Origin of the sequence: Myroides guanonis, assembly GCF_900114085.1 — a bacterium.
In the GTDB taxonomy this organism is placed as follows: domain Bacteria; phylum Bacteroidota; class Bacteroidia; order Flavobacteriales; family Flavobacteriaceae; genus Flavobacterium; species Flavobacterium guanonis.
Window position 1 is genome coordinate 1 of sequence record NZ_FORU01000001.1, and the last position, 12,552, is coordinate 12,552.

12 protein-coding genes are annotated in these 12,552 nt (G+C 32.0%); 2 read left to right on the forward strand and 10 right to left on the reverse strand.

All coding sequences use genetic code 11. The features are described 5' to 3' along the window. Nucleotides 1-388: 388 nt before the first annotated feature. Nucleotides 389-973: an anthranilate synthase component II gene (locus tag BM024_RS00005; protein WP_090677761.1), complete on the reverse strand. Its 585-nt coding sequence runs from the start codon at nucleotides 971-973 to the stop codon at nucleotides 389-391. A gap of 39 nt (nucleotides 974-1,012) precedes the next feature. Between BM024_RS00005 and BM024_RS00010 the strand changes: the two genes are divergently transcribed. Next, a complete protein-coding gene (locus BM024_RS00010; RefSeq protein ID WP_090677263.1) occupies nucleotides 1,013-1,993 on the forward strand; it encodes an aminodeoxychorismate synthase component I in 981 nt (326 codons plus the stop codon). A 52-nt stretch (nucleotides 1,994-2,045) separates the two neighbouring features. Here the strand turns inward: BM024_RS00010 and fahA are convergent, their stop codons facing one another. Further along, nucleotides 2,046-3,329 (reverse strand): fumarylacetoacetase, encoded by a 1,284-nt coding sequence (gene fahA / locus BM024_RS00015; protein WP_090677265.1) that lies wholly within the window; start codon nucleotides 3,327-3,329, stop codon nucleotides 2,046-2,048. 113 nt (nucleotides 3,330-3,442) lie between these two features. On the opposite strand from fahA, the gene glyA reads away from it, so the two are divergent. Further along, nucleotides 3,443-4,717 carry a serine hydroxymethyltransferase gene (glyA, locus tag BM024_RS00020; RefSeq protein WP_090677279.1) on the forward strand — a complete coding sequence of 425 codons (1,275 nt, stop codon included), beginning with the start codon at nucleotides 3,443-3,445 and terminating at the stop codon, nucleotides 4,715-4,717. A 57-nt stretch (nucleotides 4,718-4,774) separates the two neighbouring features. On the opposite strand, the gene BM024_RS00025 is transcribed toward glyA, so the two are convergent. The 8 genes from BM024_RS00025 to BM024_RS00060 all read right to left on the reverse strand — a co-directional run bounded on the left by BM024_RS00025 (nucleotide 4,775) and on the right by BM024_RS00060 (nucleotide 12,511). Continuing rightward, on the reverse strand, nucleotides 4,775-5,509 hold the full coding sequence (locus BM024_RS00025) for an acyl-[acyl-carrier-protein] thioesterase (RefSeq protein WP_090677283.1): 735 nt from the start codon (nucleotides 5,507-5,509) through the stop codon (nucleotides 4,775-4,777). Continuing rightward, nucleotides 5,509-6,426, reverse strand: a complete 918-nt coding sequence (gene miaA / locus BM024_RS00030; RefSeq protein ID WP_090677285.1) for a tRNA (adenosine(37)-N6)-dimethylallyltransferase MiaA — start codon at nucleotides 6,424-6,426, stop codon at nucleotides 5,509-5,511. Before miaA ends, BM024_RS00025 begins: the two co-directional genes overlap by 1 nt. Further along, nucleotides 6,410-7,261, reverse strand: a complete 852-nt coding sequence (locus BM024_RS00035; RefSeq protein WP_090677290.1) for an ion transporter — start codon at nucleotides 7,259-7,261, stop codon at nucleotides 6,410-6,412. Before BM024_RS00035 ends, miaA begins: the two co-directional genes overlap by 17 nt. A 14-nt stretch (nucleotides 7,262-7,275) precedes the next feature. Further along, a complete protein-coding gene (locus tag BM024_RS00040) occupies nucleotides 7,276-8,625 on the reverse strand; it encodes an exonuclease domain-containing protein (protein WP_090677294.1) in 1,350 nt (449 codons plus the stop codon). A gap of 16 nt (nucleotides 8,626-8,641) precedes the next feature. Beyond that, nucleotides 8,642-9,316, reverse strand: coding sequence for a YggS family pyridoxal phosphate-dependent enzyme (locus BM024_RS00045; RefSeq protein WP_090677296.1), 675 nt, complete (start codon nucleotides 9,314-9,316; stop codon nucleotides 8,642-8,644). A gap of 12 nt (nucleotides 9,317-9,328) precedes the next feature. After that, nucleotides 9,329-10,546, reverse strand: a complete 1,218-nt coding sequence (locus BM024_RS00050) for a DUF1015 domain-containing protein (protein WP_090677298.1) — start codon at nucleotides 10,544-10,546, stop codon at nucleotides 9,329-9,331. A 77-nt stretch (nucleotides 10,547-10,623) separates the two neighbouring features. Further along, a complete protein-coding gene (locus BM024_RS00055; protein ID WP_090677300.1) occupies nucleotides 10,624-11,511 on the reverse strand; it encodes a 3-hydroxyacyl-CoA dehydrogenase family protein in 888 nt (295 codons plus the stop codon). A gap of 34 nt (nucleotides 11,512-11,545) precedes the next feature. Next, nucleotides 11,546-12,511, reverse strand: coding sequence for a Gfo/Idh/MocA family protein (locus tag BM024_RS00060; RefSeq protein WP_090677302.1), 966 nt, complete (start codon nucleotides 12,509-12,511; stop codon nucleotides 11,546-11,548). Between the last annotated feature and the right edge of the window lie 41 nt (nucleotides 12,512-12,552).

Sequence of the window (12,552 nt, forward strand, 5' to 3'; positions counted from 1 at the left end):
TTTTTTAGAAGATCCTCAACTTTTTTAAGTTGGGGATTTTTTTTGCATATAGGACCAGCGTGTTCGCCCTTTGGGCTCGGTTCGCTGCCTTTTTTGAAGTTCTCCTGAAAAGTGAGGACTTTTTTGTTTTATAAAACCAGCGTGTTCGCCCTTTGGGCTCGGTTCGCTGCCTTTTTTGAAGTTCTCCTGAAAAGTGAGGTGGGTTAATTATTTTGTAGTCGTCTGTTAATTAGTCTTTTAGCCTTATATTAGTTTTGCTGACTCCATTACTAATTTAGTAGATTAGACTAAAACTAAACGTTCAACCTTGTTTTTTTGCCCTTTGCTTCTTAGCCTCTTTGCATATCCTCGAATTAGCGTATTTACGAATCACCGAATTTTCTTCCTTTTAATTTTTTTCATCAATCCATTGATTGATTATTTTACGTCCATAGTCGGTCATATAGGATTCTGGATGAAACTGAACTCCTTGGATATCAAGGGTTCTGTGTTTTATAGCCATGATGATACCATCACTGGTTTTTGCTGTAATTTCTAATTCTTTTGGAATAGTGAGTGGGTCAGCTGCCCAAGAGTGATAAAGTCCCACATCAATTTTTGTAGGAATATTTTTAAAAAGGATATGCTGATTTAGTATATGAATTTCTTTTTTTTGCCCGTGTAATGGAATAGGTAGATTATAAAGAGTTCCTCCAAAATATTCAACAAGAGTTTGATGTCCTAAACATATTCCTAGTATACTTTTAGTATTTGCATAGGTATTTAGAATATTAAAAAGTATAGGATAATTACTTGGAATGTCTGGTCCAGGTGATAGTACAATTTTATCGTAATTTATTAATAGTTGTATTTCGACTTTGTCATTTGGTATAATAGTGATGTCACAGTTTGGATTTTCATCAAAGAGTTGATATAAGTTTCCTGTAAAGGAGTCATGATTATCTATAATTACTATTTGTAGCTTTTTACTCATTGACATTTAGTATTTTTGTTGTTCAATTTACTTAAAATAATGACGCTCAAAGATACTACTATCTCGCAAATGAATGCTTTTGGAAAAGAGAGAATTCCTTTCTTGTTTATTATTCCTTTTGATAGTAAGGAAGTGATTATACAGCGGTTAGATACTGTTGATTCGAATGATATCATGTTTGATTTTAATGGTTTAACTAATGTAGTTGAACAGAGAAATGTTGTGATAGATAAAGATTTTTCTATTGATTTTTCACCGTATGATTTTAATAGTTATAGTGATCAGTTTCAGAAAGTTCAATCTGAAATCGCATATGGAAATACTTATCTGATTAATTTAACCACTAAAACAAATTTATTATCTAAGCTTGATTTAAAAGATGTTTTTAGTATAGCGAAAGCGAAATACAAACTATTATATAAGGACTTGTTTTGTTGTTTTTCTCCTGAGATTTTTGTTCAGATTAAAGAAAATCGTATTTATTCTTTTCCGATGAAAGGTACTATAGACGGTTCAATAGAAAACGCAGAAAATATTCTTTTAAATGATAACAAAGAAACAGCAGAACATTATACAATAGTTGATTTGATAAGAAATGATTTGAATCTTGTTTCTAAAAATGTTAGGGTAGAGCGCTTTCGTTATTTGGAAAGAATTGAAACTCAAAGGGGGAGTATTTTGCAAATGAGCTCAGAGATATGTGGAGTTTTGGAGGATAATTGGTGTGAGAATTTAGGAACTATTTTTTCTAAGTTATTACCAGCGGGTTCTATTACTGGGGCTCCTAAGGAACGTACAGTCGAAATTATTAATTCTGTAGAAACTTATAAGAGAGGGTTTTATACTGGAGTAGCTGGGGTTTTTGATGGAAATTCTGTGGATAGTGGTGTGCTAATTCGTTTTATTGAAAAAGAAGGGGGAGATGAATATTGTTATAAAAGCGGAGGTGGTATTACTATGAATAGTGATGTGAATAGTGAGTATAAGGAATTACAGCATAAAATATACATTCCAAAATAGATTTATAAAAAAAAGCCATCTGCATAGATGGCTTTTTAGTTTTATAATTCGCTTAGTATTTTACTGTAGCTGCTAATAATTTTGAAGTTACTTCTCCAAAACCTAAGCGTACGTTTTCATTTTTACAAAAACCTTTCATTGTAACGGTGTCATTATCATTTATAAAAGTTCTTGTTGTATTATCCGGCATTTGAATTGGATTTTTTCCTGCCCAAGTTAATTCTAACATAGAACCGAAGCTAGATGGTTCTGATCCTGAAATAGTTCCAGATCCCATTAAATCTCCAGAATTAACACGACATCCGTTTATAGTATGATGTGCTAATTGTTGGCTCATAGTCCAATATAAATATTTGAAGTTTGATTTACATACTAATTTAGCTTCTGATTCTTCAGGTTGAATGTATACTTCCAGATTTATATCAAACGCGTGATCACCGGTTTGTTGCAAATATGGAAAAGGAGTTGGATCTTGTTTAGGACTAGCTGTTCTAAAAGGTTCTAAAGCATCTAATGTTACAATCCAAGGAGATATTGATGTTGCAAAGTTCTTTGCCAAGAATGGTCCTAGAGGAACGTATTCCCATGTTTGAATATCCCTTGCGCTCCAGTCATTTAGCAATACCATTCCAAAAATAAAATCTTCTGCATGATCAATAGGAATGTTTTCTCCCATTAAGTTACCATCTGTTGTGATAAAAGCGGTTTCCAATTCGAAGTCTACTCTTTTTGAAGGTCCAAATACCGGAACAGTTTCACCTTTAGGTAAAGTTTGTCCAACAGGTCTTTTTATGTTTATACCTGATGGTATTATTGTAGAGCTTCTTCCATGGTAACCTACTGGTATATGTAGCCAGTTTGGTAATAATGCATTGTTAGGGTCTCTAAACATAGTTCCAACATTGGTAGCATGTTCGCGACTTGAGTAAAAATCTGTATAATCACCAATCAATACAGGAAGCTGCATTTCAATATCCTCAATTGCGAATATAACAGCATCACGATGTTTTTCGTTATCTCTTAGAGTTGGAGTGTTGTTATCAAAAATTTCAGCTATTCTATTTCTAACTTCTCTCCAAGTTTTTTTACCACATGAAATAAAGTCATTTAAAGTGTCTTGTAAAAATACTGAGTCTGTCAGTTCAATGCCATCAAAATAACCTAATTGTTGTAGGGCATTCATATCAATTGCGAAATCACCTATACGAGTTCCTATAGTTATAACATCTTCTTTAGTAATGAAAACACCAAAAGGAATGTTTTGAATTGGAAAGTCGCAATTAGGCATTACTTCCAACCAAGATGTTCTTTTAGGGTCATTTGCAGTAATAATCATAATAAATTTTTTAATTGTTTAGTGAAATATAGAAGTATCAAATATATAATTAAGCGTGCTATTAACAAACGTTTTTCGTATTTTTGAATTCATTTTTAACGAAATCAGATAGAATGCAAAACGATACACAAATTTTTGACCTGATTCTTGAAGAGCAAGACAGACAAATTCATGGACTGGAGTTAATCGCTTCTGAAAACTTTGTGAGTGATCAAGTAATGGAAGCAGCAGGCTCTGTTTTAACGAATAAATATGCGGAAGGATATCCAAATAGACGTTATTATGGAGGGTGTGAAGTTGTTGATGTTGTAGAACTAATTGCTATAGATAGAGCTAAAACATTATTTGGAGCAGAGTATGTTAATGTACAACCACACTCGGGTTCACAAGCTAATACAGCAGTTTTTGCTGCTTGTTTAAATCCAGGTGATAAAATTTTGGGATTTGATCTTTCACATGGTGGGCATCTTACTCATGGTTCTCCTGTGAACTTCTCTGGTAAATTATATAATCCGGTTTTTTACGGAGTAGATGAAGAGACTGGAATGTTGAATTATGATAAAATTCAAGAAATTGCAACTAAAGAACAACCGAAATTGATTATTGCTGGAGCTTCTGCGTATTCTCGTGATATGGATTTTGAGAGATTTAGAGTAATTGCTGATAGTGTTGGTGCATTGTTGATGGCCGATATATCACATCCAGCAGGTTTAATTGCTAAAGGATTAATGAATGACCCTATTCCTCATTGTCATATTGTGACTACTACTACACATAAGACATTAAGAGGACCTAGAGGAGGAATGATTATGATGGGGAAAGATTTTGAGAATCCATTTGGTTTAAAGAATCCAAAAGGTGAATTAAGAATGATGTCTGCTCTTTTGGACAGTGGTGTTTTTCCAGGAAATCAAGGTGGACCTTTGATGCATATTATCGCTGCTAAAGCAGTTGCTTTTGGAGAGGCTTTGTCTGATGAGTTTTTCCAATACTCTTTGCAAGTACAGAAAAATGCAAAAGCAATGGCTAAAGCGTTCGTAGATAGAGGTTATAATATCATTTCTGGTGGAACAGATAATCACATGATGTTAATTGATTTAAGAAATAAAAATATTACTGGTAAAGAAGCTGAACAAGCATTGGTTAAAGCTGAAATTACTGTAAATAAGAATATGGTACCTTTTGATGATAAATCTCCTTTTGTAACTTCAGGAATTCGTATTGGTACTCCTGCTATTACTACTAGAGGGTTAGTTGAGAGTGATATGGATGCTGTAGTGGCTTTAATAGACCGTGTTTTAATGAATGCTAATGATGAAGTTGTTTTAGATGAAGTTGCTGATGAAGTAAATGAAATGATGAGTCAAAGAGCGATGTTTGTTTTCTAGTTGATACCAACATTTTATAAATTAAAAAAGCTTTCTAGTTAAAACTAGAAAGCTTTTTTAATTTACTCTACACAAGAAATGGATACCTTCAGAGCTACTTATTTTAAAGTTATAATTATCGTTATCTTGATTTATGTAGATTTCATATTTTGTTTCCCAAAGCATTTCTTTTTGAAATATCATATCTATTTCTCTAACTGTTGGAAAATCTAGAGAATTACTATGAACTGCATTGATTATCCATTCTATGTATTTGGCATTGTTAACGTGCTGTACCATATCTAAATCCGAATATTCCACAATTCCATTTTTTAATAATTTATATTCTACTTGTGTAGGAATGTTTTTAAATGATTGTTGAATAGCTGTTATTCCATTAAATTTCTCAAAATGGGAATGAGGAAGTAACATGCTTTCTGGACGTCTTCTATCTGTGTTAATAATAACCCATAGAGTACTTATTCCAATTATTCTACGATTGTTTAAAATGATTTCAAAATTTCTGATAGATCTTATACCATCTAAAGACTCAATCCAAGTTTTAATATGAATGATATCTTGCCATTTAGGAAGATGATCTATTTCTAAACGCATTTTGTTTAATACCCACGCTTGCTTAATTTTTTGTAAATCATGAAAACTGATACCTCCTAAGATAGAATGTTTCGTGGCTACTTTTTGAGCTATTTTACATAGACCATCTAAAGATAAGGCTCCAGAAGCAGCACATTCTGAAAAATCTACTTCATGTACTTCTTCATAGATAGATGTAAATAGGGAGGATATTGGCATTATGTTATTGTTTTATCTAGGAAATCGACTACTTGTTCAGTTGATGAAGTATAGTCAATCCAATGAGTGTTTTCATCTTTTTTAAACCAAGTTAATTGTCTTTTTGCAAATCGTCTTGTATTTTTCTTAATTTCTTCTATTGCGAAATCTAACGTAATTTCTTTGTTTAGGTAAGAGAAGATTTCTCTATATCCTACTGTTTGTAAAGCATTTAATTCTCTATATGGATAAAGAGCAGTAACCTCTTCTATCAGACCATTTTGAATCATTATATCTACCCGTTTGTTAATGCGTTCATACATTATTTCTCGTTCAGCTTGAATTCCAATTACTATTGGTGTGAAATTTCGGATGTTCTTTTTTTGATTGAGGAATGAAGAATAAGTTTTACCTGTTCCTAAACATATTTCAAGTGCTCTAATAACACGTTGTGGATTTTTTATAGCCACTCGTTGATAATGTTCTGGGTCTAGTTCTTTTAATTGTTCTTGAAGATATTCTATTCCTTCTTTTTCAAGTAGAGTATTAAGTTTTATTCTAATACTAGGGTCTATATTTGGAAAATCATCCAAACCATTGAGGATAGCATTTACATAAAGTCCAGATCCACCAACCATTACCTGTATTGGATTTTTTTCAAACAATTCATCTAATAAAGCTATGCCTTCTCGTTCAAAGTCTCCTACTGAATAATTTTCGAAGATAGATTTGTTTTGTATAAAATGGTGTGGAACACTTGCTAATTCTTCTTTACTTGGAACTGCAGTCCCTATTGTCATTTCTTTGAAGAATTGGCGACTATCACAAGATAGTATTTCTGATTTATAGCGTTTGGCAATTTCAATAGCTAAGGCTGTTTTTCCTATGGCAGTTGGTCCTACTATAACTATTAAATAATTTTTATTTGGTGTAAACATTTGGTAGTTTTTGTCCGCAATTATAGCAATAATTAGCATCTTCATCGAAGATAGTAGTTGTGCATGTTGGGCAATTTCTTTTATATTTAGAATCTAATTTACTTCTTTTCAGATTAGAGAATTCTGCTGTTACTATCCCAGTTGGTACTGCAATTATTCCATATCCCAATATCATAATTAATGAGGCTATTGATTGACCCAAAGGAGTGGATGGTGAAATGTCTCCATATCCTACTGTAGTCAGTGTAACTATACACCAATATATACTTGTTGGAATACTTGTGAATCCATTTTCTTTTCCTTCGATCAAATACATTAATGCTCCTAATAAAACAGAAACTATCAGTATAAAATATACAAATACTATAATTTTGGTTCTACTAGCTTTTAAGGCTAATTTTAAATGAGATTCTTGTCCAACATAATGCATCAGATTTAAAATTCCAAATAAACGTAATAAACGCAAAGCTCTAACCATTGATAGCACTCTAGACCCAGGAATAAAGAAAGAAAGATACATTGGAAGTATAGAGATTAAATCAACAATTCCGTAGAAGCTAAATATGTATTTAAGTGGTTTTTTGTTACAAATTATACGTAACGCATATTCTAAAGAAAAGAAAACGGTAATAATCCACTCCGATACAATAATAAAGGTGTGGTATTTACTATCTAATCTTTCTACTGATTCAAGCATCACTAGTAATACACTTAGCAGAATTACACCTAATAATACTAAATCAAAAAGCTTTCCTGCAAAAGTATTGGAACCATATATAATGATATAAATTTTTTGCTTTAGAATATCGTATTTATTCTTAATCTTATGTTTCATGCCCTTTTAAATTTTTAGTATTTAACTAGTTTAAACCCTTTTCTCTTATTGAGGTAATTTAAAATAATACTTCTGTTATTTCTAAAAAAGCTAACTGGTGTACAGTTTCCTTCGATTCTCTCTGGGTTGTTTATTTGAAAATTTAGGTCATAAAAACAATATCCTTTTAAGGTTCCCTTTTCTATAAATACGGCACTTCTTTCATTTATAGTTCTGCCTTTATCTAGTATCATAGTGTTTGTACTATCGATATCAAAAGGTTCTAATAAAGCTATTATATTCTCGTTATATTGTTCAAAAGGAATTTCTATTGAATCAAAAAAGTTTTCGTTGTTTATTTTTTTAGTTTTAAGTGGATAATAACCATCAACATAAAAATTTACGGAATCTTCTGTTTTTAATTTTTCGATAAACTTCATCCCTTCATTAGGTGAAACAAATGCCATAAGGTTTCGTTTTCGGCCATCTGTTTTGTCTATGGAAAGGTATAGATAACCTTTACTATTTGTTTTTAGATATAAAGAATAGGGATATATTCCTCTTCTACTAACTTTGTTATAGATAGGGTTATTGATGCTAACTTCTTCGTTTTCTTTTAATTGTGCAATAAGTTCTGTAGCAGTTTTCTCAAAAGTTACTGTATAAGTTTCGCTTTGTATTTTCTTAAATATTTTTGAGTCACTTGTAAAATGCTGATGTATTTTCTTCTTGATATTGTTACTTTTTCCAATATAGATAATGGCACCTTCTTTATTATGAATATAATATATTCCAACTGTAGAAGGTAAATTTTCTACCATGTCTAAGAATTTTGGTGCTAAACCTGTTTTTATATCCGATTTTATCATCGAACGAAGTATGGTTTTTTCTTTGTCTTTTGATTGTAATAATATAAATAGTTTTAAAGTTGCTAAGGCATCTCCGTTTGCTCTATGTCTGTCTGAAATTGGGATTCCTAATGATCGCACTAATTTACCTAAACTATATGCTGTTTGTTCAGGTAATAATTTTTTTGAAAGTTCTACGGTACATAAAGTGTCTCTTTTAAAATCAAAACCAAGTCTTTTAAATTCCATTCGTAGAATACGGTAATCAAATTCAGCATTATGTGCAACTATCACACAGTTTTCTGTCATTTCAATTATTCGTTTTGCTACTTCATAAAATTTTGGAGCAGAGCGTAACATAGCATTGTTGATGCCAGTTAATTTGACCACAAAAGGTTGAATCTCAATTTCAGGATTTACTAAACTGATGAATTGGTCAACTACTTGATCTCCATCGTATTTGTATATGGCAATTTCGGTGATTCCTTCTTCGTTGTATTGCCCTCCTGTGGTTTCTATATCTAAAACTGCGTACAAGTTCTGCTAGGTTTTATTAGTGATTTCTTATTCCAAATATATGACTTCCTATACGAACCATAGTACTTCCGCATTCTATGGCAATAGGGTAGTCATTGCTCATTCCCATAGACAAGGTTTGTAAGTTAAGTTGCTCTAAATTAACATATTTTTCCCTTGTCTGTTCGTAAATATCTTTTAAAAATGTGAATTCACGTTTTATTTTATTAGTATCTTCAGTAAATGTGGCCATTCCCATAAGACCTACAATCTTGATGTTATTTAAATCTTGGAAAGCTTCATCAGAAAGCATTTGATTTAGTTCTTCTTGATTGAGACCAAACTTGGTGTCTTCTTCCGCAATAAATATTTGTAATAAACACGAAATTATTCGGTTGTTTCTTTTACCTTGTTTATCAATCTCTTGAAGTAATTTAAAACTATCTACTCCGTGAATCAGATCTACAAAAGAAGCTATATATTTAACTTTATTCCTTTGTAAATGCCCTATCATGTGCCATTGAATGTCTTTTGGTAAGGCCTCTTGTTTTTCGACCATCTCTTGAACTTTATTTTCTCCAAATATACGTTGTCCTGACTCATATGCTTCGATGATGTTTTCAATAGGCTTGGTTTTGGAAACTGCGACTAATGTAACATGCTTAGGAAGCTCGTTTTTTATTTTTTGAATGTTTTCAGTGATCGTTTTCATAATTAATCTTATTTAAATTTCATAAATGATTAGCCCATTCATGAATTTTGGTTCTATATAGGTGCTCTTAGGTGGCATAATTAAATTATTATCTGCAAGAGCTTTTATTTCTGCAACATTTGTAGGGTAAAGCATGAAGCCAACCTCATATTCTCCGTCATCTACCATTTCTTTTATTGATACTATAGATTCATTTCCTGGCACATAGTCAATTCTAGCATCATTTCGTAAATCGTCTAAGCCAAGTATAGGGTTAAGGATTTCATTATAAAGAATTTGTGCATCTAAATGGTCTAATAGGTCGGTGCTGTCTAGCTGTTCTTTTAGGCGAAGTGAATAAAAGTCACCGTCTAGATACATACCGAATTCCATTTTTTTTGTTGGTTTCCAAAGCTGTTGTTCTTTGTTTTCCAATATAAATTTTTCTTGTATTTTTTCCAGAAACTCTTCTTTGGTGTGATTATTTAAGTCATGGATAATACGGTTGTATTCGTAAATTTTTATGTTGCTTTCGGATATTAGATAGCTCATAAAATATTTTAAATGGTTATTCTCAACTTGGTCACCCTCATTGTGTAACATTTCAGCAGAGGCTGATCGATGATGTCCGTCTGCAATATATAATTCGTTGATAGATTCGAATTTATTTTTAACCCATTGCAAATCAATTTCATTTTGAACTTGCCAAATCGTATGTCTTTCTTTAGTAACAGTAGAGAAGTTATAAATTGGGTCCGATTGCTTTTGAATATTAATCCAATTATTGATGTCTTCCTGATCTGGGTACATCATCAACACTGGTTCTGGGTTAAATCTACTAAAGTGTAAGTATTCTTTAAAAACGTTTACGCGATATTCTAGTGTATCTTCGTGTTTTTTAATTATGTTTTTTTGATAATCTTCAATGGCGGTTCCTGCAAGAATACCTGTAAATAAGCTGTTTTTTTTTTCGATTTGATAGATATAAAAAGAAGGGAATTCTTCTTTTACAAAGACACCCTCTTTTTTAAAGTCATTAAGTTTATTTGACACCATCTTAAAGCGTTTATCAGCTGTTACTTTTTGTTGATTTACATAAGCCGGATTGATGACATGTAAGAAAGAAAAAGGATTGTATTCTAAAAGATATGCTAATTCTGCTGCAGTGTAATCTTCGTAGGAACGAGAGGTTACTAAACTTACTTTATCCGCCGTGGGGCGCAAACCTTGAAACGGGATTATTTTTGCCATTTTGAATTTTGATATTAAAAGAAGACAACCAAATGAACTTATTTGGTTGTCTTTGTTCTTGAGGCTAAAGCATCAAATTATTGAAACATTTTTGCGACTTTTTCTGCTTTTTTACTTTCACTATAGTCATAGAAACCTTCACCAGATTTTACTCCTAGTTTTCCTGCCATAACCATATTTACTAATAGAGGACACGGTGCATACTTAGGGTTTTTAAACCCGTCGTACATAACGTTTAGAATAGAAAGACATACATCTAATCCTATGAAATCAGCTAATTGTAAAGGTCCCATAGGATGAGCCATTCCTAATTTCATTACTGTATCTATTTCATCTACTCCCGCAACTCCATTGTATAGTGTTTCAATAGATTCATTAATCATTGGCATTAAGATTCTATTTGCTACAAAACCTGGGTAGTCATTTACTTCTGTTGGTGTCTTACCTAATGTTTTAGACAATTCCATGATGGTTTTAGTTACTTCGTCTGAAGTATTGTAACCACGGATTATTTCAACCAATTTCATAATAGGAACTGGGTTCATGAAGTGCATTCCAATCACTCTACTAGGATTCTTAACTACTGAAGCTATTTGTGTAATTGAAATGGAAGAAGTATTGGATGCTAATATGGTGTCTTCAGAACAAATTTCACTTAATTCTTTAAAGATATTAAGTTTTAGGTTGATATTTTCAGTTGCTGCTTCTACTACCAAATCTGCATTTATAACACCGTCTTTTACGTCCGTATACGTAATGATGTTTTCTATCGTTGCTTTTTTGTCTGCTTCAGTTATGGTTCCTTTAGAAATCATTCGATCTAAATTACTAATGATCGTTGCCATTCCTCTTTCAATTGATTTTTCTGAAATATCAATTAAAAATACCGTAAAACCTTTTTGTGCAAATGTATGAGCGATTCCATTCCCCATCGTACCTGCTCCAATTACAGCTATATTTTTCATAATTCTTCTTTTTATATTTATTTAATTTCTTGTGTTATTTTTGAAAAGCATCAATTATTTGATAAGCCAATCTCAATGCTGCTGTCCCATCTTCTAATGTTACTACCGGTGTTGAGTTGTTGTTTATTGCATCAGCAAATGTTTCTAATTCTTCTAAAATAGCATTGTTAGGAAGTACACTTGGATTGTTATAATAAATTTGCTTTTTCACACCTTCTGCATTTTGAAAAATTAAATCAAAATCACCAGGAATCTCAGGTGCTTCTTTCATTTTTACAACCTCACAGACTTTTTCTAAGTAATCTACTGATATATACGCATCTCGTTGAAAGAAACGAGATTTTCGCATATTTTTCATTGATATTCTACTTGCTGTAACATTTGCTACACAGCCATTTTCAAATTCTATACGTGCATTTGCGATATCTGGAGATTCACTTAAAATAGCAACTCCACTAGCATTTACTTTTTTTACAGGAGATTTAACCACACTCAGAATAGCGTCTAGATCGTGAATCATTAAATCTAATACAACCGGAACGTCTGTTCCTCTCGGATTGAATTCAGCTAATCTATGTGTTTCTATGAACATTGGGTTTTCAATCATAGTACTAACTGCTTGAAATGCCGGATTGAAACGTTCTACATGTCCAACCTGACCTTTTACTCCATGAGTCTTAGTAAGTGCTATAAGTTCTTCTGCTTCAGCAACGGTATTTGTTATTGGTTTTTCTAAAAAAACATGTTTACCCGCTTTTATTGCCAATTTGGCACAATCAAAATGGGAAAGTGTAGGTGTAACAATATCTACCACATCTACTTCTTTTATTAATTCCTCAATGGAACTAAAAGAACGATATCCAAATTCTTCAGAAACTTTATTTGCATTATCTTGATTAGGGTCATAAAAACCAACTAATACATATTTCGTGGACTGGTTCAAAAGGCGTAAGTGAATTTTACCTAAATGCCCTGCGCCTAAAACACCTACTTTCAGCATAAAAAATATTATTTGATAGCAAAAATAAAACTTATTTGCTT

What these genes read in the sequence shown, in the direction of transcription:
- BM024_RS00005 (WP_090677761.1), bottom strand. Translation starts at nt 973, where the DNA reads ATGAGTAAAAAGCTACAAATAGTAATTATAGATAATCATGACTCCTTT.
- BM024_RS00050 (WP_090677298.1), bottom strand. Translation starts at nt 10,546, where the DNA reads ATGGCAAAAATAATCCCGTTTCAAGGTTTGCGCCCCACGGCGGATAAA.
- BM024_RS00010 (WP_090677263.1), top strand. Translation starts at nt 1,013, where the DNA reads ATGACGCTCAAAGATACTACTATCTCGCAAATGAATGCTTTTGGAAAA.
- miaA (WP_090677285.1), bottom strand. Translation starts at nt 6,426, where the DNA reads ATGTTTACACCAAATAAAAATTATTTAATAGTTATAGTAGGACCAACT.
- glyA (WP_090677279.1), top strand. Translation starts at nt 3,443, where the DNA reads ATGCAAAACGATACACAAATTTTTGACCTGATTCTTGAAGAGCAAGAC.
- BM024_RS00025 (WP_090677283.1), bottom strand. Translation starts at nt 5,509, where the DNA reads ATGCCAATATCCTCCCTATTTACATCTATCTATGAAGAAGTACATGAA.
- fahA (WP_090677265.1), bottom strand. Translation starts at nt 3,329, where the DNA reads ATGATTATTACTGCAAATGACCCTAAAAGAACATCTTGGTTGGAAGTA.
- BM024_RS00060 (WP_090677302.1), bottom strand. Translation starts at nt 12,511, where the DNA reads ATGCTGAAAGTAGGTGTTTTAGGCGCAGGGCATTTAGGTAAAATTCAC.
- BM024_RS00055 (WP_090677300.1), bottom strand. Translation starts at nt 11,511, where the DNA reads ATGAAAAATATAGCTGTAATTGGAGCAGGTACGATGGGGAATGGAATC.
- BM024_RS00045 (WP_090677296.1), bottom strand. Translation starts at nt 9,316, where the DNA reads ATGAAAACGATCACTGAAAACATTCAAAAAATAAAAAACGAGCTTCCT.
- BM024_RS00035 (WP_090677290.1), bottom strand. Translation starts at nt 7,261, where the DNA reads ATGAAACATAAGATTAAGAATAAATACGATATTCTAAAGCAAAAAATT.